The 26,137-nt window shown below is 61.0% G+C and carries 27 protein-coding genes; 21 read left to right on the top strand and 6 right to left on the bottom strand.

Translation table 11 applies throughout. The features are described from left to right. Positions 1-28 precede the first annotated feature (28 nt). The 12 genes from ACXJKE_RS02065 to ACXJKE_RS02010 all read left to right on the top strand — a co-directional run bounded on the left by ACXJKE_RS02065 (position 29) and on the right by ACXJKE_RS02010 (position 9,405). Positions 29-847 carry a transglutaminase family protein gene (locus tag ACXJKE_RS02065; protein WP_457278907.1) on the top strand — a complete coding sequence of 273 codons (819 nt, stop codon included), beginning with the start codon at positions 29-31 and terminating at the stop codon, positions 845-847. Between the two features lie 1,067 nt (positions 848-1,914). Next, positions 1,915-2,904, top strand: a complete 990-nt coding sequence (locus ACXJKE_RS02060) for a dienelactone hydrolase family protein (RefSeq protein WP_457278906.1) — start codon at positions 1,915-1,917, stop codon at positions 2,902-2,904. Between the two features lie 112 nt (positions 2,905-3,016). Beyond that, the gene (locus tag ACXJKE_RS02055) at positions 3,017-3,337 is read left to right on the top strand and encodes a hypothetical protein (RefSeq protein WP_457278905.1); all 321 of its coding nucleotides are present in this window, start codon (positions 3,017-3,019) and stop codon (positions 3,335-3,337) included. A 96-nt stretch (positions 3,338-3,433) separates the two neighbouring features. Beyond that, a complete protein-coding gene (locus ACXJKE_RS02050) occupies positions 3,434-3,766 on the top strand; it encodes a hypothetical protein (RefSeq protein WP_457278904.1) in 333 nt (110 codons plus the stop codon). Between the two features lie 1,387 nt (positions 3,767-5,153). Then, a complete protein-coding gene (locus ACXJKE_RS02045) occupies positions 5,154-5,645 on the top strand; it encodes a GNAT family N-acetyltransferase (RefSeq protein WP_457278903.1) in 492 nt (163 codons plus the stop codon). Between the two features lie 72 nt (positions 5,646-5,717). Continuing rightward, positions 5,718-6,080 carry a hypothetical protein gene (locus ACXJKE_RS02040; RefSeq protein WP_457278902.1) on the top strand — a complete coding sequence of 121 codons (363 nt, stop codon included), beginning with the start codon at positions 5,718-5,720 and terminating at the stop codon, positions 6,078-6,080. Positions 6,081-6,294: 214 nt separating this feature from the next. Next, positions 6,295-6,699 carry a hypothetical protein gene (locus ACXJKE_RS02035; protein ID WP_457278901.1) on the top strand — a complete coding sequence of 135 codons (405 nt, stop codon included), beginning with the start codon at positions 6,295-6,297 and terminating at the stop codon, positions 6,697-6,699. Between the two features lie 45 nt (positions 6,700-6,744). Then, complete coding sequence (locus ACXJKE_RS02030; RefSeq protein ID WP_457278900.1) at positions 6,745-7,155, top strand: hypothetical protein; 411 nt, start codon at positions 6,745-6,747, stop codon at positions 7,153-7,155. Between the two features lie 62 nt (positions 7,156-7,217). After that, the gene (locus ACXJKE_RS02025) at positions 7,218-7,775 is read left to right on the top strand and encodes a GFA family protein (RefSeq protein WP_457278899.1); all 558 of its coding nucleotides are present in this window, start codon (positions 7,218-7,220) and stop codon (positions 7,773-7,775) included. 76 nt (positions 7,776-7,851) lie between these two features. Continuing rightward, positions 7,852-8,394, top strand: a complete 543-nt coding sequence (locus tag ACXJKE_RS02020; RefSeq protein ID WP_457278898.1) for a cysteine hydrolase family protein — start codon at positions 7,852-7,854, stop codon at positions 8,392-8,394. A gap of 16 nt (positions 8,395-8,410) precedes the next feature. Next, the gene (locus ACXJKE_RS02015) at positions 8,411-8,842 is read left to right on the top strand and encodes a TIGR02594 family protein (RefSeq protein WP_457278897.1); all 432 of its coding nucleotides are present in this window, start codon (positions 8,411-8,413) and stop codon (positions 8,840-8,842) included. Between the two features lie 254 nt (positions 8,843-9,096). Beyond that, on the top strand, positions 9,097-9,405 hold the full coding sequence (locus ACXJKE_RS02010) for a hypothetical protein (RefSeq protein WP_457278896.1): 309 nt from the start codon (positions 9,097-9,099) through the stop codon (positions 9,403-9,405). Between the two features lie 57 nt (positions 9,406-9,462). Here ACXJKE_RS02010 and mltB read toward each other — a convergent pair whose 3' ends face one another. The 4 genes from mltB to ACXJKE_RS01990 all read right to left on the bottom strand — a co-directional run bounded on the left by mltB (position 9,463) and on the right by ACXJKE_RS01990 (position 15,301). Beyond that, entirely contained in the window at positions 9,463-10,542 is a 1,080-nt protein-coding gene (gene mltB / locus ACXJKE_RS02005; protein ID WP_457278895.1) for a lytic murein transglycosylase B, read from the bottom strand. Between the two features lie 49 nt (positions 10,543-10,591). Beyond that, positions 10,592-12,607, bottom strand: a complete 2,016-nt coding sequence (locus tag ACXJKE_RS02000; protein WP_457278894.1) for a transglutaminase family protein — start codon at positions 12,605-12,607, stop codon at positions 10,592-10,594. Positions 12,608-13,274: 667 nt separating this feature from the next. Beyond that, positions 13,275-14,375, bottom strand: coding sequence for a DUF58 domain-containing protein (locus ACXJKE_RS01995; RefSeq protein WP_457278893.1), 1,101 nt, complete (start codon positions 14,373-14,375; stop codon positions 13,275-13,277). 5 nt (positions 14,376-14,380) lie between these two features. Further along, the gene (locus ACXJKE_RS01990; RefSeq protein ID WP_457278892.1) at positions 14,381-15,301 is read right to left on the bottom strand and encodes an AAA family ATPase; all 921 of its coding nucleotides are present in this window, start codon (positions 15,299-15,301) and stop codon (positions 14,381-14,383) included. Between the two features lie 41 nt (positions 15,302-15,342). On the opposite strand from ACXJKE_RS01990, the gene ACXJKE_RS01985 reads away from it, so the two are divergent. The 9 genes from ACXJKE_RS01985 (at position 15,343) to ACXJKE_RS01945 (ending at position 25,282) form a co-directional block, all read left to right on the top strand. Continuing rightward, positions 15,343-16,296, top strand: a complete 954-nt coding sequence (locus tag ACXJKE_RS01985; RefSeq protein WP_457278891.1) for a histone deacetylase family protein — start codon at positions 15,343-15,345, stop codon at positions 16,294-16,296. 7 nt (positions 16,297-16,303) lie between these two features. Then, entirely contained in the window at positions 16,304-17,110 is an 807-nt protein-coding gene (locus ACXJKE_RS01980) for an enoyl-CoA hydratase (RefSeq protein WP_457278890.1), read from the top strand. Next, the gene (locus ACXJKE_RS01975) at positions 17,089-18,447 is read left to right on the top strand and encodes a mechanosensitive ion channel family protein (RefSeq protein ID WP_457278889.1); all 1,359 of its coding nucleotides are present in this window, start codon (positions 17,089-17,091) and stop codon (positions 18,445-18,447) included. The genes ACXJKE_RS01980 and ACXJKE_RS01975 overlap by 22 nt, the downstream gene beginning before the upstream one ends. A gap of 326 nt (positions 18,448-18,773) precedes the next feature. Continuing rightward, positions 18,774-19,523: an electron transfer flavoprotein subunit beta/FixA family protein gene (locus tag ACXJKE_RS01970; protein WP_457278888.1), complete on the top strand. Its 750-nt coding sequence runs from the start codon at positions 18,774-18,776 to the stop codon at positions 19,521-19,523. 13 nt (positions 19,524-19,536) lie between these two features. Continuing rightward, complete coding sequence (locus ACXJKE_RS01965) at positions 19,537-20,469, top strand: electron transfer flavoprotein subunit alpha/FixB family protein (protein ID WP_457278887.1); 933 nt, start codon at positions 19,537-19,539, stop codon at positions 20,467-20,469. 22 nt (positions 20,470-20,491) lie between these two features. After that, positions 20,492-21,139 carry a hypothetical protein gene (locus ACXJKE_RS01960; protein ID WP_457278886.1) on the top strand — a complete coding sequence of 216 codons (648 nt, stop codon included), beginning with the start codon at positions 20,492-20,494 and terminating at the stop codon, positions 21,137-21,139. Positions 21,140-21,268: 129 nt separating this feature from the next. Next, positions 21,269-23,059 (top strand): acyl-CoA dehydrogenase, encoded by a 1,791-nt coding sequence (locus ACXJKE_RS01955; protein WP_457278885.1) that lies wholly within the window; start codon positions 21,269-21,271, stop codon positions 23,057-23,059. 99 nt (positions 23,060-23,158) lie between these two features. Beyond that, on the top strand, positions 23,159-24,121 hold the full coding sequence (locus ACXJKE_RS01950) for an NAD(P)H-dependent flavin oxidoreductase (protein WP_457278884.1): 963 nt from the start codon (positions 23,159-23,161) through the stop codon (positions 24,119-24,121). Between the two features lie 45 nt (positions 24,122-24,166). Further along, the gene (locus ACXJKE_RS01945) at positions 24,167-25,282 is read left to right on the top strand and encodes an acyltransferase family protein (protein WP_457278883.1); all 1,116 of its coding nucleotides are present in this window, start codon (positions 24,167-24,169) and stop codon (positions 25,280-25,282) included. A gap of 71 nt (positions 25,283-25,353) precedes the next feature. On the opposite strand, the gene ACXJKE_RS01940 is transcribed toward ACXJKE_RS01945, so the two are convergent. Both ACXJKE_RS01940 and ACXJKE_RS01935 read right to left on the bottom strand, forming a co-directional pair. Further along, positions 25,354-25,701: a DOPA 4,5-dioxygenase family protein gene (locus tag ACXJKE_RS01940; protein WP_457278882.1), complete on the bottom strand. Its 348-nt coding sequence runs from the start codon at positions 25,699-25,701 to the stop codon at positions 25,354-25,356. A gap of 74 nt (positions 25,702-25,775) precedes the next feature. Beyond that, positions 25,776-26,042 carry a hypothetical protein gene (locus tag ACXJKE_RS01935; protein WP_457278881.1) on the bottom strand — a complete coding sequence of 89 codons (267 nt, stop codon included), beginning with the start codon at positions 26,040-26,042 and terminating at the stop codon, positions 25,776-25,778. Positions 26,043-26,137 lie beyond the last annotated feature (95 nt).

Here is a 26,137-nt window from a genome sequence, read left to right as displayed (position 1 = left end):
CCCGGCGCCGCTGGAAGGCAGAGGCTTAATGAAACTGCACGTCAGACACATCACCGACTACCGGTACACGGAGCCGCTGCGTTACGCGTTGCAGACGCTGTGGCTCACGCCGCAGTCCAGCCCGGCGCAGACGGTGCATTTCTGGAGCCTGGGCGCGCCCGAAAAACTCTTTACCCAACGCGACGCCTTTGGCAACACCATCAGCTCCTACACCTTTGTGGGCAAGGATGCCGATAACGTGCGCTGGAGCCTGGTCAACGCGGCTGGTGATGTGGAAACCTTTGGCGTGGCTGAGTTCAACGACCCGGAAACCCTGCCGCATCCGTATTTTTTTCTGCGTGCCACGCATCTGGCTGAGCCGCATTGGGAGCTCGCCGAATTTGGCCGCCGCTTTATCCCGCAAAGCCTTGACGGCACCGCAAGCTTGCCGTCCCTGCTGGCATTGAGCCAGGGCGTGGCAGACGCTGTGGGCTATCTGAAAAACAGCACCAGCGTGACGACCACGGCGCTGGAAGCCTTCAAGTCCGGGGCAGGCGTCTGCCAGGACCAGGCCCACGTCATGGTCGCCATCTGCCGCAGCCTGGGCTACCCAGCGCGCTATGTCAGCGGCTACTTCTACGCCGCCAACGAGCCCGACCTTGCCAGCCACGCCTGGTGTGACGTGTGCCTCGATGTGGCCACCCGCCGCTGGGTCAGCATCGACGTCACCCATAGCTGCCTGATCGACCAGCGCCACGTGCGCCTGGCCATGGGCACTGACTACAACGCCTGCCCCCCCATCAAGGGCGTGCGGCAGGGCGGCGGGGAAGAATCGATGACGGTGGAGATCACGATTCAGCCGGTGTGAGCCTGCCCGGGCCTGGATGGGCAGATGCACTGAGCGCAATGCGGAGGTAGATACCCGATCAGTCCATTTGATTGCTATTGTTTTCATAGCTGCTCGCGCCCGCTACTATTGGCCTGCAGACCTAAAATATGAATGAAAACAGGCCCAAAAGCGCTCTAAAACCCGTTTTAACGCCTCAATTGACCGCCCCGGAGGCGCAAAAGAGGCCTGCAGCGGCTCAAGTCGACTTTTTTAAGCATCAAAAGGGAATCCAGCCCAATCAAAGCAAGCGCCAGAAGCTATTGAATTGATAGCAATCCAGGCGAGCCATACAGCTGGCGGCCTGGCAGGACTTTGGTCAGCGTGATCGAAAAACCGCCACCGGCGACCAATACCGAACGGATATGTTGTATGCGTTATCTGGCTGTTGCCGCGGTGGCATCGAACAAAAACGTACCCCAGTACAGGTAAGTTTTCCCGGTGCTAAGGCTATAGTGCAAATACCGAACCCGCTCCCGGACCTGATCCAGCAAGCGGGCAGACTGCAGTGGAGGATTGCGGGGTTTCACAGAATTTTTATACCTGTATGAAATTACAGTGTATTTCTTTGAGACCCAGCATGCAAGCGGCTTACAGGAGGTTCTAATGTCCAGATTAGATTGCAAGCGCCAGGTTATACCGCAGGTTTTGCGGCATACATTACGTTAGACCGCATGAACACCGCCCTCTCATTATTGGCTGCCGCCGGAAGCGCGCTCTTCGGGGCTTCGTTTGCGCGCCACGTTTGGCGAGCGCTGGCAACTGGCTCGGCTAACGTACACAACGCTGCGATCCGCCGTCGTGCGCGACCTGTGTATTTCTGGCTCGCCGTGATAGTCCAGGGTCTTTTCGGAGCATTGTTCTTGGCGAATGCTTGGCGCATAGCGCATCAACTTTTCGTGGCCTAGCCGTATAGTGATGTCCATGGCGCTGCGGTCTAACAGGTCGATCGACACGGACGCCCAAGGGCGTCCGCGGCTACGCCGCTCCTGTTCCTTGGTCGCCGGTCATCTCCGACGTTAGGCGTGTATGAATAGTTCTAGTGTCACATGAGATCGGTCATTTCGTTCCTGCTCGTACTCGGATTCGTTTCCTCGTTTGGATTTTCGCCGAACGCCGATGCGGTCGAGTTTGTTGAGCCGACTCCGGAGCAAAAGGCGCGCTGCGAGGCCGTGGCAGACGAGCGACCCCGGCAACTCTGCCTCCAAGCGTACTCCGTCATGGGGTTGAAGTTTCCGGACACAGTGGAGGAATTTGGCTCCTTTACCAACGCTTCTCGGATGGCCATCTTCAAGCCGAAAGGCAATGGTCCGTTCCCCGCGCTGCTTCTATTGCACACGTGCGCGGCGGTCGATTTTGATCCCCAGCACATGCGTTACTGGGTGAGCCGGGCGCTGGAAGAGGGCTACGTCGCCTTCGTCGTGGATAGCTGGAAACAAAGAGGGATTCCCCAGGAAGGTACCTGCTTCGTCATTCGTCCGGGTTTCGCTCCTCTACCAGTCCGCGTTCGGGACGCCTATGAAGCGCTACGGCATCTGGGCAAGTTTGATTTCGTAGATACCTCCCGTGTCGCCGCGATGGGGTTTTCGCAGGGCGGACGGGTCGCGCATTTGCTTGCGAGCAAGGGAACCGCCGCGAGGTATTCCGTGCAGCGCTTCGCCGCCACCGTCGCGGTTTACGGCCAGTGCTTCAGCCGGGAATTCGGCGCGACGTTCGTGCTGCCGGACAGCGATGCGCCGCTCCTGTCACTCCTCGGCGAGCTGGATGAAGACGGCGACCCGCGGGAATGCCTGCCCCGACTTCAAAAGCTCCAGGAATCCGGCGCACCGGTCGAATGGCATGTGTTCCCTAATACCGGCCACGCTTGGGACCAACCCAAATCCAGCCCGCCCCGGCGCGTCCGTCAGATTGGAAGTTCCCCCGAGGGGGTGCTCTTCGCTTACGACGCCAAGGTCGCGGACGAGTCGCGCAAACGGGTTTTCGAGTTTCTTGCCCGCCACCTCAAGGCACGTGACGGCGGCGTAGGCCCTCCGAAATGAAGGCGAATGTGAGAATTCTTCGTGTTCGCGGAGGATAGAAACGTCACGCCTAACCGCCGCATCCACGCCGACGCGCGCAACAGCGGCGCGCGCGGGTGATGCGGAACGTTAAATGGCAACCTCGCAAGTTCAAACGCTCCCGCGATTTCGGTTCCGCGTCAGCACGGCCCTCGTGTGTTTCGGTCTGATTTTCTTGCCGTGGTCGGCGTATTTCTTTGACCGCCCAAACTTTCTGGACGACAAAGGGTTCGCCGCTGCAACCTTCAATTTCATCGTCTATCATTTTTCTGCGGAGGTCCTGTTTTTGGGCTTTGTCGTTGCCTTCGGATCGTTTTTCTGGTTTGCATACAAGCGGCATTGGCGCGCGGTATTTCAGTTTTTTCCAGAAATGGTGGTGTGTGTTGGTGCAGTCATTCTTCTTCCTGCCTACTGAGCCATTTAACCCGTTGCTCGGCACGGACACGCAACCCAAGGCTGCCGCTTTGCGGCGCAGGTTGTGTGCCGGGCAGCGCCAACGTTAGATTTTCAGATGTACGCGCTCACGGTTTTAGTATTTCTGGTCCTGCCTGTTGGTATGGCGTCATTTCTTCTCTGGCGCGCCTATCAGATGGGAGTCAAAGGCCGCGTTGAACTTACACATCAATGGATTTCGCGCCCGCCTGAAGGCATTGAAGCATTTGCGCGATGGTTTGCTTGGCGCGACTTAACGTTTGGAGCGGGCCTGTTGGCTTGCCTGATGCTGCTACTGGCTTTGCCCCAATACTTTGCCGCGTGGATACCTCTCATGGCACTATTCGGTTTCATACATCAAGGATTCACTGGCTATGCACTTCACAAGCTCAGGAAAAGAAATTCAATCTAACAGGGTGCTCGTCGCGGACAAGCAGCGTCAGAATGCCGCTTCGCGGCGCGTGCTGCGTGCCGTACAGCGCCGACGCTATATGGCTTGAGCACATGAGGTATCGCTGCGTCCCACCAGATCCAAGCGAGTTTCCGAGGATACGCTTGGTTGCGCCGGCCCTAGTTCCCTTGGCCTTTGTGATTGTGGGAATGGTGGGCTCAGGCCAAGGACATCTTTGGAACGTTCACGGCGACGGAGCGTTGTTGCTCGGAGCAATTGTGATCACAGGCATTGCTGCATTTTTCATCACCCTAGTCACCTTTGTTCGGGGGTTAGTCGATCTTGTGGCTTATTCGAGCCTGCGCACGAGCCTCAACATAGGCTGTGTGTCACTGGCGGGTGCCTTCTTGGTCACGGCCCTGGTTGGAGTTGCACGTGGATAGGACGCCACATAACCCGCTAGTCGACACGGACGCCCAAGTGAGTCTGCTCCCTTTGGTCGCACCTGACCTTGGGCGCCGGTCACACGCACGTTAGCCCTCATGAACCTGCCCATCGGTTCTTCCCAAGGATTGCCTCGCTGGGCGGGGCTCGCAATCGCTTGGGGCATAACGTTCGTCTGTCTGGGCTGCGGTACTTACGAATGGGCCCACCCGGGATCTTTGTCTCCTTCAGGTCGAGCGGCTTCTCTCTTCTCTTTTGCTGGAGACCTTTTCGGCCCGAAAGGCGTCGCGGCGGCTCATTTCGCTCTCGCGGTTCCCGCCGCTCTGATCGCTCTCAGCATTCAGTTCTCATCGAAAAGTGAGCGATGAGGGCTAACCATTCCATCAAGAGCGGATCGCCTTCGCCCCCGCTCATGTCAAACGTTAGGCCGCATTATGGAACCGTGGTTGTTCATCACAATCGTCTTCGTGGCCGCTGTAGTGGCAGCCGCAAAATGGCTGTTTCGCCAGCGCACGCCTGACGAAGTACGTGCAGCTCGCGAGCGCCTCCGCCGGTTCCGGGGCAAGCCGTAGGCGGTTGTGGCATAGTCCGTTGAAATACTTGGTTCGAGGGAGAGTGCGAATGCACGACAAGGCGGAAATCTACTGTCCAGTATGCGAGTGGAGGCCACGCTCAGAAGACAGATGGGAATGCATGCCGTCTTGTGGGACCGTTTGGAATACGTTTTGGACTCGAGGCGTTTGCCCGGGTTGCGCATACAAGTGGACGAAGACCCAGTGTCTTGCCTGCAGCGAACTGTCTCCGCATGAAGCCTGGTATCACTACCCTCCTGAGCTGGAGTCGTCAGAGTCCGAGTCAACTGCGGCCACAACGAATGCGGCCTAACCCTTCCATCGAGGGGACGTCCACAAGCAGGCTTCGCCCACTTGCGGCCGCCCCTCATGTCAAACGTTAGGCTTCTCAGATGACCGATATCAAGCCCGCAACCTTCCCCGATGACCTTGAGCATGTCGTAGCCATCCTTCGGGAGTACGTCGCCAGTCCAAGCGTAAGCCTTGCCTTCCAGAATTACGAGGCGGAATTCGCTGCGTTACCCGGAAAGTACGCCGCGCCCGATGGTCGCCTGCTTCTCGCATGGAAGGGGCCGGCTGTCGTTGGCTGTGCCGCGCTTCGCCGCGTTGACGCAACCACCTGCGAAATGAAGCGCGTCTACGTGCGGCCGGATGCGAGAGGCGAAAGCCTTGGCCGCCGGCTCATCGAACGTATCCTCGATGAAGCGCGGGCTGCGGGCTACTCCCGCATCTGCCTCGATGTCTTGCCTGAGTTTTCTGCCGCACAGCGCATCTACGAGTCCCTGGGTTTTCAACCTGCGGCGCCCGTTACCTTCAATCCCGTCCCCGGTACCAGGTACCTGGCCCTTGAGCTCTCGCCGTCACGGCTTGCAGATGTTGCCTGATCCTTCCACCGGGCGGGCGCCTTGTGGACGGCTTTGCCTGGGCGCGGTCGCTATTCCGTCCAGAGATTAATGGTGCGTCCTGCTTTTGCTATCGCCGCCCTCGCCACCGCCGCAAGCAGTGTTGCATTCGCCACCGGCTCCTTGTCGTTCGAAAGTGCTGGCTACGTTCTGGACTTTGAAGTAGGGCAACAGGAGCGCCCAGTTCTGGCTGGTGTGTCGTTTGCCGCGCCTGGGGCGGGCTCGAGTCCGATGCTTCGGCCGCCGCATCTGGTCGTCGTGGCATTTGACGTGAAGGCAAAAATCCTGCTCGTTCGCTACAGGAATCCCGGGGACAGCAAGCTGCCGCCAGACTTTGAGCTTTCAGTTCGCGGTAGTGAGGGCATCTTGAAGCTGCCGAATCGCTCAGTCACCGGCAGGTTCAACTGGGAAATGTGAGCTGAGAATGCCATTCGCCGCATAACGCCAACGTTGAGTGCCGCAACGCGCATATGCTTCACCTTTACGATCGCGAAACTTCTGGCAATGCCGGCAAGGTCCGCCTGCTGCTGGTCTTCCTGGGCATTCCGTATGATCGAACCCTCCTTCCCTTAACGGTCGATCATTTCAGCCGCCCTCGGTGGCCTGTTTGTATTGAATATTGGAATCCATCATGAACAAATTGCTTGTCTTCCAGCTCACGGTTCAAAGCTCCTATGTCGGCAACGTTGAGCATGATGCTGAAGGTGATCACTTCGACACGGTTCAGTGGTGGTTCTCGGAAAACGAGACCTGGCGCATCAAAACGTTTGCAATAGACCAGGACATCCACACGCATCGTATTGCAGGCCCAATCGCTGAAGAAGTTGCAATGGAGAACACCATGAAGCACTACGAAGATGTGGTCGAGAGAGCGTTTGCCGTCGAGTTCGACGATCTGGGTGACGAGAGCGAGGTGTCGGAAGTCATGGAAGATTTAGGGGGAGCCTCCGCGCTGGAGATTGCAAGAAACGGGAGCCAGTTTGCCTTCTGGAATCCGTCACGCCTGAAGTACACCTCCAAGAGTCAACCGGTCTGAAGCTCAACCACTCATCTCAAACACCTGCCCACAAGAACAAAATTCATGAAATTCGAATTTGGAACGCCGAAGGCGCTGGACGATATCTCGCTGCAGGACGCCAAGAATCATCCCATTTGGTTGTGGGCCTGGGAGGCCGGACTGGAGGGCGAGGTGGAAGATGAGACGTGGCAGTGCCCGGTCTTGAACACCGCGGATGTCACGGATGCAATGACGGAGCCGGTCATTACGCTGCGCATCGAGGGGAGCGATGTGATTGGCTCGGCCAGCTACAACGCGGAGCTTGATCAACTGGAAGCAATTTCCATTTGGGAGAACGGTGCCTGGGCAGGAATCCAGGAGACCACGCTGGCGACACCGATTACATTGATTGCTGTCCCCAGCATTCGCGGCGTCACGGGTGTCAGGTTTGTTTGCAGTGAACCCGACGAAGATCGAGCTTCACGTGAGGGCTGACTGCGGTGGGTACTTGGGGCTGGAGCGGCGCATGACGCAATTTGCCAGCTTGGTAGGCACGAATGTTCGGCCAGCCTGCTTTGCATGCTTGTTGGCTGCCGATTGATTTCAACGTCAGGCTAAAAATGCGTTACCCGGAATCAAAACCGCCATGGACCGGCAGCTGCCTTTGCGCAAAGGTGCAGTACCAGCTGACTGCGCATCCGCTGACGTTCTACGCGTGTCATTGCACAGACTGCCAGCGGCGCTCCGGCAGTAGCATGCGGCTGGCCATGTGGGTTGACCGCTCGGCGCTGGAGGTCACGCAGGGAAGCCCGCAGCTCCTGACGTTTGACATGGGAAACGGGCGCCAACGCAGGGCGAAAGTGTGTGTTGATTGCGATACCCGGTTGTGGGCGGAACCGGCCGACAAGCCGACCATGGCGGCGTTGCTGCCCGGCACATTGCACAACGCGCGGGAGTTTGAGCCTGTTGCGCACCTCTGGACAAAAAGCGCGCTTTCCTGGGTGGTGATTCCGCCAGGCGTTGCCGTGTACGAAACCCACCCCGATCGCCCGGGGGAGCTCGCCAGGCTGTGGCAGGAGGCGATGCAACAGCGTGGCTCCGGCGATGCAAACTAAACACTGGTCGAGCCTGCAAATTGTGGCGGGCTGAATTTCCCCTTTCCTCCAGCACATCAACATCAGACCTTAATCCATGACGACAACTGCCCTCCTTATCATCGACGTTCAGAAGGCTCTTTGCTCCGGCGAGAGCGGGGCCTTTGAAAGCCGGCGCGTCATCGACAGAATCAACCAGGTGTCTGCCATGGCCCGCGCCGCGGGAGCTCCCGTCATCCTGATCCAGCACGAGGCGCCGGATGATCCACTGGAATATGGCACTGAAGGGTGGAAACTCGCCGATGGCCTGGACACCCAGCCAACCGATATCCGCCTGCGGAAGAAGGCGACCGACTCGTTCCACAATACGGAGCTGCACGCGCTGCTGCAGGAGCGTGAAATCAAAAAGCTGATCATCTGCGGTATGCAAAGCGACTTTTGCGTAGACACAACGACCCGGCGCGCCCTGGCTCTCGGCTATCCGGTCACGCTGGTTTCGGATGGCCACTCCACCGTGGACAACGGAATCCTCACTGCGGCACAGATTTCGGCCCACCATACGGCGACCCTGGCAAACATCCAGAGCTTTGGGCCAAGAGTCACTCCACAGCTAGCGGGCGAGATCAAGGTTACGGTCTGAGCCAGTTTTGATTTCTATGCACGCACCCTGGATGCCCATCGCCTTTGCCGAAGTCGGCGTGCGCACGTTCCCTGCCGGCCAAAGCAACCCCAGAGTGACCGAGTACCACGCCCACACCAACATTCGCGGCTATGACGACAAGGCGTCGTGGTGTTCATCATTCGTGAATTGGGCTTTGGCACAGGTCGGCATTCCCGGCACCGGGTCTGCGCTGGCGCGTTCCTGGCTGGAATGGGGTGAGCCGCTCGGTGGGCCGGTGCCCGGCTGCGTTGTCGTGTTGTCGCGGGAAGATCCGGGCGGCTGGAAGGGCCACGTGGGTTTTTTTCTTCGCGCAGATGAAACGAATGTGTACCTGCTGGGCGGCAACCAGCTGGACCAGGTGTGTGAAAACGCCTACCCGTTGGTTACGGTGCTGGGGTATCGCTGGCCCTCTGGCAAGGGGCCTTGATCTTCGTGCAACTGCGTGCTTCGCCTGCTGCGCACCAGGTTACTTCATCCTTACCGGCGGCCATCATTGGCGCTTGGCGTCATTGGCACCGGCGTCAGTTGTACTGCCGCAGGGCCGCACTGTCCTGAATTTGTTGGCTATCTGGGCGCTTTCGTGGCATCCTGCCATGCACCGGGATTTCCATCCGATCCTCCGGCCCATGGTGAGCGCCAACGTTGGGCCTCAAAATTACAACCTCAAAGGGAGACGCTCCAATGAAATCATGGGTTGTTCCGGTGGCGGTTGTCATCTGCATGATGGTCTTGTGGATCTGGAGCCGAAACGCAGATAAAAGAGGGCTGGCTGCCTGGGCCAGGGGGCAAGGCGGCGAACTTCTGGAAGTGCGAGATGTTCATGAATTCGACGGTAGCGGAATGCGTCCCCTGCAAGACGATAACGTCCATGAATATTTAGTGAAGGTGAAACTTGAAAATGACACCCTGAAACAGGGGCGGGTTGTGCTGACTTCTCACCTGCTCAGGAAAACGGATATTCAGTGGCGGGAGGACGGTGAATGGGGTTGACGCGGCCTCGCGCCAACCGTCTGGCCGAACGGACGGCACAGGCCGGCCGGTGGGTGCCTACTGCCTGACCCGCGCCGCCACTTCCCGCCCCAGCTCAATCACCGCCATCGCGTAATAACTGCTCCAGTTGTAGCGGGTAATGGCGTAGAAGTTTTCGGTGCCCGCAATGTATTGCGGCGCGTCCGGGCCGTTGAGCAGCTCCACCAGCGCGAGCGGCCCGGTGTGCTGCAGCGCAGGGCCTTCCAGGACAGCACCCTTGGCCGTGAAGCTTTCAACACCGAATGTAGGCAGGATGTCCGGCGCCATCAGGGCGTCCATGTCGAGCCGGCTTTTGTCGAAGCTCACGGGGTAATGCGTGGGCATGCCCGGCTGCCAGTTGAAGGCCTTGAAATAACTCGCGACTGAGCCGATCACGTCGGCCGGGCTGCCCGACAGATCGATATTGCCGTCGCCGTCGAAGTCCACCGCGTATTTGACCCGGCTGGAAGGCATGAACTGCGGCATACCCATGGCGCCGGCGAAGCTTCCGCGTGCGTCGAAAGGGCTGGCCTCAAGCCGGTGTTGCAGCGTCAGGAACTGTTCAATTTCTCCCTTGAAGAATTCGCTGCGCTCTTTGGCGCGCGGATGGTTGGCAGGGAAATCGAAGGCCAGCGTGGTCAGGGCATCCATCACGCGAAAACTGCCGGTGTCGCGGCCGTAGATGGTTTCCACGCCGATGATGCCGACGATGATTTCGGCGGGTACGCCGTATTCCTTTTCGGCACGCTCCAGTGTCTGCTGGTTTTCCAGCCAGAAGCGCCTGCCGGCCTCGATGCGCACCGGGTCGATGAAGCGGCTGCGGTAGACGCGCCAGTTTTTGACAAAGGTCTTGGCTGGCGGCTGCATCAGCCGCACCACGGTGGCGTTGTAACGCGACTGGCCGATCGCATCGCGCACCCAGTCGGGGTCCAGGTCGCGGCGTGCGGCCATGTCGTCGGCAAACTGCATGGCTTCGGGGCGGGTGGAATACAGCGGCCCTTGCGCCGGGGCCGATTTGGCGGCCACGCGTTTTTTGATGTTATTTCCCTCGCCAGACCAGGCAGATACTGCGCAAGCAGCTATCAAAAAGAGAGCAAATCCGAAACGTTGGAGGCGCATGAAGGAGTGATCGAATGACGAGGAGTGAGCGGGGAGGGCTGAGCCGATTTTAAGCGGGCCAGGCGAGCCGGTCGAACTCCTGCCTGAGCGCATGAAGCTGCAGCGCCGCTTTACCGCCGCTTGCCGGCACGGCGGCGTAGCGCAGGTGCTCCAGGCGCATCAACCAGTCATGCAGGGCCTCGCCTTGCTTGCCGTAGCGGCCCAGCACCTCCTGCGCCAGCTGGCGGGGCGAGGTGGCGGGCGTGCTGTGAAGGCCGGCCTTTTCCAGCCGCTTGCGCGTGCGGGCCAGCAGGCGCAGCCAGGGATCGTGCTGCGCACGGTCCCACAGCGTCCAGGCCGCGCCGACCAGGGCGGCCAACACCACGATACCGATCAGCACATAGCTCAGGTCTTCCCAGCTGGGGGACTCAAAGCCGATGTCTTTCAGCAAATTGAGTTGTTTGCCTTGGGTGTAGTTCAGCACCCACTGGTTCCAGCCGTTGTTCACGGCCTCCCAGGTGGCGCGCAGCTGCGCAGTCAAGGTCGGGCTGAAGTTGCCCAGGGCTTGCGCCACCACGCCTTGCGGTGCGGCCAGGCGCTGGAACGCCCCTGTGCGTCCCGGCGCCACTGCTGAGGTTGGGTCTACGCGCACCCAGCCTTCACCGGCCTGCCAGACTTCGGCCCAGGCATGCGCGTCGCTTTGCCGCACCACCCAGTAGCCGTCGACGCTGTTGAGCTCGCCGCCCTGGTAGCCGGTGACGATGCGCGCCGGGATGTCGAGGGCGCGCATCAGGATGACAAAGGCCGAGGCGATGTGTTCGCAAAAACCTTCCTTGCGGTCAAACCAGAATTCGTCGGCGGTGTGTTGCCCGTACACACCGGGCTCCAGCGTGTAAACGTAGCCCCCGGTGCGCAGCCGTTCCAGCGCAACTTGCACCAGCGTACGGGTATTTGCCACCGCATAACGCGGGTCGCGGCGAATCTCGGCTGCGAGCGCCAGCGTGCGGGGATTAAAGCCGGCCGGCAGCGCTACAAATTCCTGCAGGCCGATCACCTGCTGACGCGGCCCATGCCTGAAGATCGGATAGCTCTGGGCCTTGTAGCGCACCAGGTCGGTGACAGGCCGGTTGGTGAACCACTGGAGATCGGCCTCCATGGTATTGCGGTATCCGGGCAAGTCGGGGCTTTGCGGGGCCGCCTCCATCACGAAGATCCATGGTTGATTATTGGGGGCAAGCGTCACTTCATAGTTGACAGGCGCACCAGCCACTTCGAGGTTAGCAGGCAGGGCATAACGCGATGGCAGGAACGCGCGCAACGGCTGCCAGTTGCGCCCATCGAAGTTTGAAAGCACAGGCCCCCTGAAGTACAGCTCTTGCTGGGGTGGTGGCTTGCCGCCCTCAAACCGGATGCGCATGGCTACGCTGTCGTCCAGTGCCAGAGTGGCGATACTGCCCACCTGCATGCTGGGGCTCAGGCCGCTGCGGCCGGTCATCGCATCGCTCGGCACCCCCCACAAAGGCGCCAGGCGCGGAAACAGCAAAAACAGCACCAGCATGATGGGCGCGCCCAGCAGGGCCATCCAGCCTGCTGTTTTGGCCGCTTGCAGCAGCGGCGGTTTGCCCACCGGCAAATGGGCATTGACCAGCACGGTCAGCAGACCCATCAACCCTAGCAGCATGCTGAAGGCGGTAAGCAGGGACTGAGAATAAAAGAAGTTGCTCAGCATGCAGAAGAAGCTGAGAAAGAACACCACAAAGGCGTCGCGCCGGGCCCGCAGCTCCAGGGTCTTGAGCGTGAGCAGCACGACCAGCAAGGTCACGCCTGCATCGCGGCCGAACAAGGTTCGGTGCGTCGTCAGCGTGGCGCCAATGGTCAGGGCCAGCAGGGCCAGCAGCCACCACTTGCCCGGCAGCGGACGGGCCTGCACGGCCAGCCAGCCGCGCCACACCAGCACGGTACTGGCCAGCGCGCTGCACCACAGCGGCAGGTTGCCCACCTGGGGCAGCAGCACCCAGGCGATGACCAGCAACAGGAACAGGGTGTCGCGGGCGTCGCGGGGAAGGGTTTGGAGGCGGGTCAGCATGGGGCTTCCCGTCCCCGTTCGGGCTGGGCCTGTCGAAGCCTCGTTGTTGTAAGGGCGCTGAGGTGGATTGAGTTCCGGGGCCGGGGTTGCCGGCGGCAACTCACTTTCTTTTGCTTCGCCAAAAGAAAGTAAGCAAAGAAAAGGCGACCCTGGTTCCTGCGTCCCCTTCGCTGCGCTACGGGGCAACCTGCGGTGCTCGGCTCAGGCGGGGTCTCGCTCGAACTCGCCTTCGGCTCAGACAATCGCGATCCCTGATCCGCCTGAGCCTGCGCTCCTCGGCGCATCCACAAGGGGAAATCGGGAGCGGGGACCAATACCAACAAGGACACGCCATGGCGTGTCCTTGTTTCTTCAAGTGTTCGGGTTCTGCTATTCGGCTGTTGGCTGTTGGTATTCCTTACCCCACCCCTTCTGTATGCGCCGAGGAGCGCAGGGCCAGACGGATCAGGGCAAAAACTTGTTTGAGCCGCAGGCGAGTTGTTTTTGACCCCGGCTGGACCGAGCACCACAGGCTGCCCGAAGCGCAGCGCAGGGACGCAAACAGCAGGGTCGCCTTTTCTTTGCTTACTTTCTTTTGGCGAAGCAAAAGAAAGTGAGTTGCCGCCGGGCAACCCCCGGCCAGCCGTCCCCAGCAAAAAGCCCCCCGGTCGGATAAACCCAGAAACCGTCAACATACCGCCAACGCCTCCAGGCAAAGCCGTTTATGCGCCTCCCCACTGGCAGGCTTGATCTCCACCGAAGGCAACCTCAAGCCATAGTCCAGCGCGAGCTTGTCGGCCATCAACACCCAGGCACACAGCCGTGAAAGCTTTTGTTCAACACCGGCAGAGCCCGCATTCATGAAGTCCAGCCAGAGCTCATGCCGCTGGGCTTGCTGCGTGTCACGCACGACCAGGCCGTTGCCCTGTTCATCGGCCTTGGCTGCTTTTTTCCAGACGATCAGTTTCATGGGGTCGCCGCGGCGGTAACCGCGTACGCCATCGAATTCACCCGTGCTTTGTGCCCGTGAGGCCGCCGTCGCGCCACCGGAGCGGGGCTCGCCGGGCGGCAGCGGTGGCGGGTGGGCTTCGGGCTGCGGATAGACCAGGATCTGGGCAGCCGGGCGCCACACCGTCCAGACGCGAAAGGTGCCGAGCGGGTAACGGGTTTCGGCGGTCAGCGTCGGCAGCCGGTACAAGCCCCGCCGCGGCGGCGTGAAGGCCACCTGCACCACGCTGCTGCCCTGCGCGGGCACGTCGGTCCACACCCAGTGCTGCTCCCCGCCCTTTTTGGCGTCCTTTTTGGTGTCCACATCGTGTGGGTTCAGCACGCTCAGCCCGATGCCATGGCGCGCGGTACGCCTGGCGTTCATGAGTTTTACATCAAATGCGGCGGTAGCACCCGCGTAGTGAGCGGGAGGCGCTACTAAATTCATAGCAAGACCGCGCAACGTGCCGTGGCAGACGTGCATGCCGACCAGAGCACTGCCGGCCAGCAGGAACGTCAGCAGGTAGCCCAGGTTGAGCTGGTAGTTGATGGAAGCCACCAGCAGCACCAGCAGCGTCACGCCCAGCATCAGGCCAGGCCGCGTGGGCAGGATGTACACGTTGCGCTGGGTCAGCGACACGCTGTCGGTGAACGGCAGCTTGCTTTGCCACCACTTCTGGAAGCGCCCGCGAATGAAGGCAAAAGGATTCCATTCGCGGGCCGCCGTGGAACCGGCTTTGCCGGGCCACTGGTGGCGCCCCCCGGGGGGGGAGGCGCCGGAGGCGCTTCGGGGGGCGTCCATCTTCTTCAGGGGAGGGGCACGGCGTCGAGCATGGCCCGCACCTGCTCCACAGGGCCGCGGCCGGCGTCGCTGACCGGAATGAGCCGGTGTGCGGCGGTTTGCGGCAGCACGGCAGCAATGTCGTCCGGCGCCACGTAGTCCCGCTTGCTCAGGAAGGCCTGTGCTTTGGCGGCCCGCATGATGGCAATGCCCGCGCGCGGGCTGAGGCCTTGCAGAAACCAGCGGCCTGAACGGGTCGCCGTGACCAGGTCCTGCAGGTAGTTCAGCAGCGGCTCCGACGCGTGAACCTGCGCCACCATCTGCTGCAGCTCCAGCAGGTCGTGCGGCGCCAGCAGGGCCGGCAGTTTTTCGAGCATGTCGCGGCGGTCGGCGCCCCGCAGCAATTCGCGTTCGGCGGCGCGGTCAGGGTAGCCCAGCGAAATCCGCATGTGAAAGCGATCCAGCTGGGACTCGGGCAGGGCGTAGGTGCCGAGCTGGTCGTGCGGATTCTGTGTGGCGATCACGAAAAACGGCAGGGGCAGGGGCCGGGTTTCGCCCTCGACCGTGACCTGCTTTTCCTCCATGGCTTCGAGCAGGGCGCTTTGGGTTTTCGGGCTGGCCCGGTTGATTTCATCGGCCAGCAGCACCTGCGCAAAAACCGGCCCCGGGTGAAACACAAAGCTTTCCTTCTGGCGTTCGTAAATCGACACACCCGACAAATCGCTGGGCATCAGGTCGGCGGTGAACTGCACCCGCGAAAACTGCAGCCCGAAAGAACGGGACAGCGCATGGGCCAGGGTGGTTTTTCCGACGCCCGGAACGTCTTCAATCAGCAGGTGGCCGCCGGCCAGCAGGCAGGCCACGCAGTCCTGTACCTGTGCCGGTTTTCCGACGATGACCGTGTTAAGCTGATCGAGAAGTGCCTGGAGTTTTTCTGTGACTTTCATGGTGCCAACCATACCGTAATTTTTTACAAATTATTTCCCCCATGAACGCGACTGGTTATTTCACGCACGCAGATTGCCGCAAGCATGAGATGGGCCCCGGCCACCCGGAATGTCCCGAGCGGCTCGACGCCATTGACGACTGGTTGCTGGCGACCGGCGTCAAGGACGCCCTGGACGCGCGCGAGGCCCCCCTGGCAGCGCTGGGCGACATCGAGCTGGCGCACGACCGCATGATGGTGGCGGCGATCCGCGGCCTGAGCGACAGTCTGGTCGACGACATCAGGGCCGGCGGGCCGGCCTATGCCCAGATAGACCCCGATACCGCGCTCAATGCGCACACCTGGAACGCCGCCCTGCGCGCGACCGGCGCCGTGCTGGCGGCCACCGACGCTGTGATGTCCGGAGAGCTTGAGAACGCGTTTTGCGCGGTGCGCCCGCCGGGCCACCATGCCTGCCACAACCGGTCCATGGGATTTTGCGTTTTCAACAGCGTCGCCGTTGCTGCCAAATATGCGCTGGAGCGCCACGGCCTCAAGCGCGTGGCGATTGTCGACTTCGACGTGCACCACGGCAACGGCACCGAGGACATCCTCAGCGGCGACGACCGTGTCCTGATGGTCAGCTTTTTCCAGCACCCGTTTTACCCATATACCGGCACCGAAAATCATGCAGGCAACATGCTCAACCTGCCCGTGCCGGCCTATACCAAGGGCATGGCCGTGCGTGAGCTGATCGAAGCGGCATGGATTCCGCGCCTGGAAGAATTCAAGCCCGAGATGATTTTCATCAGCGCGGGTTTTGATGCGCACCGCGACGACGACCTGGGCCAGATGGGTCTGGTCGAGCAGGACTACGCCTGGATCACCCAGCGCCTGAAGGACGTCGCCAGGCGCCATTCCCAAGGCCGTATCGTCTCGTCGCTGGAGGGTGGCTACAACCTGAATGCGCTGGCGCGCAGCGTGGAAGCGCATATCCGCGTCCTGGCCGATTTGTAGGGCATTCATGAGTGCCGTATCTGCTGAGCTTTCGGCTCCCGTGCTTCACACGCATGACGCGCGCGGTGTCCACCGCCTGGTGCTGAACCGGGCGTCTACTTTTAACGCGCTCGGTGAAGACGTGCTGTCTGCACTGCAGGCTGCACTGGATTTGATCGCGGCCGACAGCTCGGCGCGCGCGGTGGTCATCTCGGCCGAGGGCAAGGCTTTTTGTGCCGGCCACAACCTGAAAGACATGCGCGCCCGGCCCGAGCTGGCTTATTACCAGAAGCTTTTTGCGCAGTGCACGCGCGTGATGCTCAGCATCCAGAGGCTGCCGGTGCCTGTGATCGCGCAGGTGCAGGGCCTGGCCACCGCGGCCGGGTGCCAGCTGGTGGCGCAATGCGACCTGGCGGTGGCCTCCAGCAATGCGACTTTTGGCGTGAATGGCATCGATGTGGGCCTGTTTTGCGCCACGCCCAGCGTGCCGCTGGTGCGCAACATTCCGGCCAAGCAAGCCATGGAGATGCTGCTCACGGGTGAATTCATCACCGCGGACGAAGCGTGTGCGCGCGGGCTGGTGAACCGTGTCGCATCACCGGAATCCCTCGAGGGCGAAGTCGAAAAACTCTTGCAGTCGCTCCTGCCCAAACCGCGCGAAGCACTCGCCATGGGCAAGGCGCTGTTCTACCAGCAACGTGAAACCGGCATCGAGGCCGCCTACCAGCTGGCGGGCCAGTCCATGGCCTGCAACATGGTCCATGCCGTGGCACAGGAAGGCGTGCAAGCCTTCATCGAAAAAAGGAAACCCCAATGGCCAGCGCCGGCGCCCTGACGACCCGTCCCGTTCCTCCCGTCCGCATTGATGCGCTGGATGACTGGTTTGCGGCACTGGCCCAGCCTACCGCCCTCACGGAGCTGGCCGCGCTGATTTCCTGCGCGTTGCTGGCCTGGCTGGTGGTGCGCATGGCGGGCCGCGCACGTATGGCGGTCGATGGGACTTCCATCCTTTTCGGGCGGCGCGTGATTGACGGCGTGCTGTTTCCGCTGCTGCTGCTTTTCTTTGCCAATGCGGTGCAGGTCCTTTTGGCGAGGACCTTTCCGTTGGCGGTATTCAAGGTAGCCATTCCTGTGCTGCTGTCGCTGGCGGTGATCCGCCTGGGGGTCAAGGTGCTGCAGGTGGCCTTCAAGGACGCGCCGCTCGTGCGGGCCCTGGAGCGCACCATTTCCTGGCTGGCCTGGATCGCCATGGTGCTGTGGGTCAGCGGCTTCTTGCCTGTGATACTTGATGAGCTCGACGACATCAAGTGGAAGGTCGGCAACTCGACGCTGTCGGTGCGCACCATGCTTGAAGGTGCGGTGACAGCCGGTGTGGTGCTGCTGATCACCTTGTGGATATCTTCGGCCATTGAGGCGCGCCTGCTGCGTTCAGCCACCGGCAACGAGCTCTCCCTGCGCAAGGCTGTCAGCAATGCGGTGCGTGCCATGCTGATGTTTGTCGGCCTGATGCTGGCGCTGTCGTCGGTGGGCATTGACCTCAGGGCGTTGTCGGTGCTGGGCGGCGCGGTAGGCGTGGGTGTGGGCTTTGGCCTGCAGAAGCTGGCGGCCAACTACGTGAGCGGCTTTGTCATGCTGGCCGAGCGCAGTGTGCGCATCGGTGACAACGTGCGGGTGGACACCTTTGAAGGGCGCATCACCGATATCAATGCGCGCTACACCGTGGTGCGTGCACCGTCCGGGCGCGAATCCATCGTGCCCAACGAGATGTTCATCAGCAGCCGCGTTGAAAACCTCTCGCTCAGCGATACGCAGGTGCTGCAGTCCACCGTGGTGTCGGTGGGCTATGACAGCGACGTCGAGCTGGTGATGGGCCTGCTCAGCGAAGCCGCGCTCAAGCAGGACCGTGTGCTGCGCGACCCTGGTCCCAGCGTCAATCTGACCCACTTTGGCGTCGACGGGCTCGAGTTCACGCTCAACTACTGGATGGTTGATCCCGAAAACGGCCAGCAGAACCTGCGCTCGCGTGTCAACCTCGCCGTCCTGGAGTCGCTGCGCTCGCACGGCATCGAAATTCCGTACCCGCAGCGTGTGGTGCATACCCGCGTGAGCATTTCGGAGAATGCAAAAAACGTGGAGGGCGAGAAGGGCGCTACCGGTGCCAAGCCTTCCTGAGCGGCCCACAAACGGCCTGCGGCGCGCTTTTTCCCTGCCCGACCTCCGTTCGCTGCATCGGCAATTGACGCCTGAAAGACACCTGAAGGACAGTGGTTGGGCAGGATGCTCTAATTCGCTGTATCCGGCGCCCTATAATGAAAAATAGAACGATCGTTCTTTTTCTGCCTGGTTCCCCTGGATACCCTCCGGCGACCAGTTGAGCAGCCCGCATCAGGGGCGCCGCAGCATAGAATGCAAAGCTTACGTTTACGTTAACGTCAATTCAGTCCCGATTTCATTTCGATTTCAATTCGTACTCAATCCATCAACTCTGGAGTCCTCTCATGAAGGTCTTGGTTCCCGTCAAACGCGTTGTGGACTACAACGTCAAAGTCCGCGTCAAATCCGATGGCACTGGTGTCGACATCGCCAACGTCAAGATGAGCATGAACCCGTTTGACGAGATCGCCGTTGAAGAAGCGACGCGACTGAAGGAAAAGGGTGTCGTAACCGAAGTCATCGCCGTGAGCTGCGGCGTGCTGCAGTGCCAGGAAACCCTGCGCACCGCCATGGCCATCGGTGCCGACCGCGCCATCCTGGTCGAAACCGCCGAAGAACTGCAGCCGCTGGCCGTCGCCAAGCTGCTCAAGGCGCTGGTCGAAAAAGAGCAACCGCAACTCGTCATCCTCGGCAAGCAGGCCATTGACGACGACTGCAACCAGACCGGCCAGATGCTGGCTGCGTTGCTGGGCTGGCCACAAGCCACTTTTGCTTCCAAGGTCGAAGTCGAAGGCGGCACCGCCAAGGTCACGCGCGAAGTCGACGGCGGCCTGGAAACCCTCTCGCTCACGCTGCCGGCGATCATCACGACCGATTTGCGCCTCAATGAACCGCGCTACGTCACCTTGCCCAACATCATGAAGGCCAAGAAAAAGCAGCTCGACAACCTCAAGCCCGAAGAGCTCGGTGTCGACGTCAAGCCGCGTATCAAGACCCTGAAGGTCAGCGAGCCGCCCAAACGCAGCGCCGGCATCAAGGTGGCCGACGTGGCCGCCCTGGTGGACAAGCTCAAGAACGAAGCCAAAGTCATCTAAGGAGTTGATTGAAATGACCGCACTTGTAATCGCAGAACACGACAACAATTCCATCAAACCGGCGACCCTCAACACCGTGACGGCTGCCGCCCAGTGCGGTGGCGACGTGCACGTGCTGGTGGCCGGCAAGGGCGCCGAAGCCGCCGCCAAAGCCGCCGCCGCCATTGCCGGCGTGGCCAAAGTCATCCACGTCGAAGGCGAGCATTTCGCCCACGGCCTGGCTGAAAACATGGCCGCCCAGGTGCTGGCCATCGCTTCCGCCTATTCGCACATCCTGTTTCCCGCCACCGCTTCGGGCAAAAACATCGCCCCCCGCGTGGCCGCAACGCTGGACGTCGGCCAGATCTCCGACATCACCAAGGTCGATGCCGCCGACACCTTCGAGCGCCCCATCTACGCGGGCAACGCGATCGCCATCGTGCAAAGCCTGGACGCGACCAAAGTCATCACTGTGCGCACCACCGGCTTTGACGCCGCGGCCGCCACGGGCGGCTCCGCAACCATCGAAACGCCCGCGGGCGTTGCCGACAGCGGCAAGTCGACCTTCCTGGGCTCCGAGATCGCCAAGAGCGACCGCCCTGAGCTGACGGCTGCCAAGATCATCGTCTCCGGTGGCCGCGCGATGGGCTCCAGCGAGAAATTCAACGAAGTGCTGACGCCGCTGGCAGACAAGCTGGGCGCAGCTCTCGGCGCATCGCGCGCAGCGGTTGATGCAGGCTACGCCCCCAATGACTGGCAAGTGGGCCAGACCGGCAAGATTGTCGCGCCGCAGCTCTACATCGCCGCCGGTATTTCCGGTGCGATCCAGCATCTGGCCGGCATGAAAGACAGCAAGGTCATCGTGGCGATCAACAAGGATCCCGAAGCGCCTATCTTTAGCGTCGCTGACTATGGTCTCGAGGCCGACCTGTTCACTGCCGTACCCGAGTTGGTCGCAGCCCTGTAATACGGTTTCAGGCCAGCGCGACATGAAAGCCAAGCAGCAACCCGGCCAATCCGGCATGAGGCGAGGCGCATGCATGGCCTTGATGCTGGCGGGCTTGCTCCTCGCTGCGTGCGCGGGGCTTGACCGCAAAGTCGAACAGGTCAGCGTCAAGTCGGACATCAAGGAGCCTGTGACGTCTTTGGCCCTGGTTTTTGTGACCCCCGAGTGGGCCAACCAAAACCCGGACCTGGTCAAAGGCTACAGGCTCTCGGGTGTACTCGACAACCGCCTGATGAACCAAAGTGTTGGGCACGCCGCAGACTTCATGCAGCTCAACGGAGTTCCCGCAAAGTACGCAGGCACGTTCGGCCAGCGTTCCAATATCAGGGGCGTGCTGGGCGAATGGTCCGGCCAGGGTTACAACACGCTGCTGTTTGTTCCGATGGGCTCTACCGTCACCTCCCAGGGCCATGAAGCCCGCAGGGGTTCTACCCGTTACCGCGTGACGCTGTACAGCAAGAAGCTCGTGCCCATGCTGGAGTTTCAGGATGCGTTTTACGCCTCGGCCCCGGATTCGGGTCATGTGGACCTGATGGCAGCGGGCTGGCTCAATGCCTTGATGGACAACGGTTATGTCGTGCGGAAATCCGAAAAACTGGTGGAACCTCCAGTTCGTGATTTTTCGCCCTAGATTCAAGAGTTCACCTGGCAATTGAGACCCCGATTTCGCCTGGGGTATCCCAAGCCGACAGGCCATGGCGGCGCACCGATTTTTACCCTGCCTTCGCCGGGCATAAGACAACTTTCCGGAGACAAAAACATGACATACAAGGCCCCCCTCAAGGACATGCTGTTTGACATCAAACACCTGGCCAACATCGAACAGATCGCGCAAATCCCCGGCTTTGAAGAAGCCGGCTTCGACACCGCGCAAGYGGTGCTCGAAGAATGCGCCAAGTTCAACGAGGGCGTGCTGGCTCCGCTCAACCGTGACGGTGACATCAATCCGTCGAGCTTTCAATCCGGCGAAGTCACCACCACGCCTGGCTTCAAGGAGGCCTTCCGCCAATACGTCGAAGGCGGCTGGCAAGGGCTGCAGCACCCGGCTGATTTTGGCGGTCAGGGTTTGCCCAAAACCATAGGCGCAGCGTGCGGTGAAATGCTCAATTCCGCCAACATGAGTTTTGCGCTGTGCCCGCTGCTCAGCGACGGCGCCATTGAAGCCCTGCTCACGGCCGGCTCCGACGACCTCAAGGCGGTCTATCTTGAAAAGCTGGTGAGCGGCCAGTGGACTGGCACCATGAACCTGACCGAGCCGCAAGCTGGTTCGGACCTCGCCATGGTGCGCAGCCGTGCCGAGCCGCAGCCCGACGGCACGTACAAGGTTTTCGGCACCAAGATCTTCATCACCTATGGTGAGCACGACATGGCCGAGAACATCGTGCATCTGGTGCTCGCCCGCGTGACCGGCGCGCCCGAAGGCGTCAAGGGCATTAGCCTCTTTGTCGTGCCCAAGTTCATGGTCGGCAAAGACGGCGCACTCGGTGCACGCAACGACGTGCACTGCGTGAGCATCGAGCACAAGATGGGCATCAAGGCGTCGCCCACTGCCGTGCTGCAGTACGGCGACCATGGCGGCGCCGTAGGCTACATCGTCGGTGAAGAAAACCGCGGCCTCGAGTACATGTTCATCATGATGAACTCGGCGCGCTACGCCGTGGGCATGCAAGGCATCGCGATTGCCGAACGCGCCTACCAGAAAGCCGTGGAATTTTCCAAAGACCGCGTGCAAAGCCGACCGGTTGACGGCTCCATCAAGGCCAGCGCGCCCATCATTCACCACCCGGACGTGAAGCGCATGCTGATGACCATGCGAGCCTACATCGAAGGCTGCCGCGCCATGGCTTCTGTCGCTGCTGCGGCGTATGACGCAACGCATCACCACCCCGATGCGGATGTGCGCAAGCAGAACCAGGCGTTTTACGAATTCATGGTGCCACTGGTCAAGGGCTACAGCACCGAGATGAGCCTGGAAGTGACGTCGCTGGGTGTGCAGGTGCATGGCGGCATGGGCTTTATTGAAGAAACCGGCGCCGCCCAGTACTACCGCGACGCCAAGATTCTGACCATCTACGAAGGCACGACCGCCATCCAGGCCAACGACCTGATTGGCCGCAAGACTTCGCGCGATGGCGGCCAGACGGCCAAGGCGATTGCCGCGCAGATCGAAAAAACCGAAGGCGAGCTGCTCAAGCAGGGCAGTGCTGACGCGCTGGCCGTGGCCAAGCGCCTGAAGGCCGCGCGCCTGGCATTCATCGATGTGGTGGATTTCGTGGCCGGCAACACCAAAGCCAGCCCCAACGCCGTGTTTGCCGGCAGCGTGCCTTACCTCATGCTCGCGGGCAATGTGGTGGCCGGCTGGCAGATGGCGCGTTCGCTGCTGGTGGCGCAAGAACAAATCGCCCAAGGCATCGACGTCGCCTTCATGCAGGCCAAGATCACCACCGCACGTTTTTATGCTGACCACCTGCTGACCAAGGTGCCCGGCGTGCGCGACAGCATTGTCGATGGTGCAGACAGCGTCACGGCGCTGGCGCTGGACGCGTTCTGACCTCCGTACACACTGCTATTTATTTGATAGCTGTTAGCGCCCGTCAGTAAAGGGTTGCAGGATGTTTTTTCTTGAATTCAGAATAACAACGGAGCCACCATGTCCAGACTGCCCGGCGCATTGAACAAGCTGCCTTTGCCCATCATCGGTTCACCGCTCTTCATCATCAGCAATCCCAAGCTGGTCATCGCGCAGTGCAAAGCCGGCGTGGTGGGCGCCATGCCCGCGCTCAACGCTCGGCCTGCGTCGCAGCTTGATGAGTGGCTGGCCGAGATCACCGAGGCACTGGCAGCCCACAACAAGGCCAACCCTGACAAGCCGGCGGCGCCTTTTGCCATCAACCAGATCGTGCACAAGTCCAACGACCGCCTGGAGCACGACATGGAAATGTGCGTGAAGTACAAGGTGCCCATCTACATCACCAGCCTGGGTGCACGCGAAGACATCAACGCTGCCGCCCACAGCTACGGCGGCGTGGTGCTGCACGACATCATCAACAACAAGTTCGCGCGCAAGGCCATTGAAAAGGGCGCCGACGGCCTGGTCGCCGTGGCCGCCGGTGCGGGCGGCCATGCGGGCGTCAAAAGCCCGTTCGCGCTGATCCAGGAAATCCGCCAGTGGTTTGACGGCCCTCTGGCGCTGTCGGGCGCCATCTCCACTGGCGGCGCGGTTCTGGCTGCGCAGGCCATGGGCGCCGACTTTGCCTATATCGGTTCGGCGTTCATCGCGACGGACGAAGCGCGCGCGGCCGACGCCTACAAGCAGGCCATCGTTGACGGGAACTCAGACGACATCGTTTACAGCAGCCTTTTTACCGGCGTGCACGGCAACTACCTCGCGCCGTCGATTCGCGCTGCTGGCATGGACCCCGAGAACCTTCCCGAAGGCGACGTCAAGACCATGAACTTCGGCGGCGGTGAAGGCAGCAAGTCCAAGGCCTGGAAAGACATCTGGGGCTGCGGCCAGGGCATTGGCTCTGTCAGCAAGGTCCAAAGCGCCGCGGCCTTTGTGGACCAGCTCAGGCGCGAGTACGAGCAGGCACGCAAACGGGTCTGCGCTTAAGCGCCATCGCTACCTTTGAGCAGCGCTGCGCCTGAAATACCCGCCTTGACCACCGCGACCCGACGCTTTCCCGGCATGGATGCCCTCAAAGGGCTGGCCTGCGTCCTCATTGTTTTGCATCACCTGGCTTTTTACGGCCCGATGTCGGATGTGGTGCACCCGTTTGCACCGGCCTTGATGGACTGGCTTTACGACTACGGCCGCATGGCCGTGCAGGTGTTCCTGGTCGTGAGCGGTTTTCTGGCGGCGGCCTCGCTGGCGCCGCAGGGTGTGGCCGTGTTCGGCTCATCTGGTGCCCTGATTTTTCGCCGCTACTGGCGGCTCGTCAAACCTTATGGGGTGGCGCTGGCCGTGAGTATGCTCGTGGCCGCGTTGGTCAGGCCCTGGTTCGCACATCATTCGGTGCCGGAGGCTCCCACGGTGCACCAGCTGCTCGCCCATGTCCTGTTGCTGCAGGACCTGCTCGGACAGGATGCGCTTTCTGCTGGAGTCTGGTACGTGGCCATCGACTTCCAGCTCTACGCCATGGCGGTTCTCATTTTTGCCTTTGCCCGGCGGTTCCAGTTTCAGCCGCATGACGGCGATGCAACGCATACCACTTCGGTTTCGGCCCCGCTCGGCGTGAGCCTCATCCTGTTGGTAGCCTTGGCTTCGCTGCTGTTTTTCAACCGCCTGCCGGCCTTTGATATCACCGCCCTCTATTTTTGCGGCTCCTATGCCCTGGGCATGCTGGCCTTCTGGGCCTCAAACCGCCTTGGCGCGCGGCGCAGCTTCTGGCTCGTGACCCTGGCGGTGATGGGCGGGCTGGCCCTGGCGCTGGATTTCAGGGGGCGCCTGGTGGTGGCACTGGTCACCGCCTTCGGCCTGGTCGGGCTGGCGGTGCTGCAGCCACAGTCCTGGCCGGTGCGATGGCTGCAGCAGCGCCGGCTGGTGCAGCTGGGCCAGATGTCCTACTCTGTGTTCCTCATCCACTTTCCGGTGTGCCTGCTGGTCAATGCCATCGTGAGCCATTTCTGGCCCACGCAGCTTGCGGCAAATGTGCTGGGCCTGCTGCTGGCCTTCCTGCTGTCGCTGCTGGCGGGCTGGGTGCTGTATCAGTCGGTGGAATCGCGGCCGATTCCTTTGCGGCCGCGCTGGTTGAGTCGCTTTTATTTGCGTTAAAAAGCAGCTCTTCGCCTTTCTGGACAAGCGCAACTAGCTATTGAATTAATAGCATTCAACCGGAGCCAGGCTCACTGCCTGAACATCTCCAGCTTCAATGCCGCAGGCTCACCCAGCCATGAGGCATGCGTGGTGTGGTCGGCCAGGTCGTCGCCGGTGAGCCCGTGCACAAACACATCCAGTCCGTCGCGGTGTTCTTCGAGCCAGGGAATGACGCTGTCAAACGCCGCGCGGTCAAATGCCAGCTGGCAACTCCAGCGCGGGTGCGGCCCCACCTCTCGTTCATGCACCCGCCCCACGGCAATCCCGAAAAGCGCACCGGCCTTTTCGCACAGGGCGCGTGCCTGCTCAACGGTGCCGGGCCCGAAGTACACATGGGCGTGGTAGCGGGCATAAAGGTTTTCGGGACGCTGGATCATGGTGAAACGGAAAGGGAGAAGAGGGACGGAAAAATGAAAAAGGGGGCGTATCAATGACTGCATTGGATGAGTCCTCAGGCATCCTCCAGAAACGTCAGGGCCGGTAGCGGTGCATCGGGGTTTTCTTCTCGGGCTTTTGCATGCGTCTGCTTCATGCGCTGCCGGCAATGCGCCAGGTCTTTTACCTGAAACAGGAAAAACACCTCGGCCGCGTCTTCCGCGTTTTGCCAGAGGTGCTCCAGATACATGCCTTGCTTCGCATGTTCGTCCGCGTCCTTTTCCAGCTGCTGTTTAACGGCGGCCAGCGGCGCGCCGGTGAGTTTTACCAGTACGTGTGCCATGGGACGTCTCCTGCTTTAAACCCATTATTGCGGGCCCTGTTGCAGACATTTGCTAAAGGGTTTTTGTTTGAATATACTGTATTTATATACAGTAT

The organism is Polaromonas sp. P5_D5, assembly GCF_054049435.1.
The sequence above is the reverse complement of the archived record's forward strand: the minus strand, read 5'-3'. Positions and strand labels throughout refer to the sequence as shown.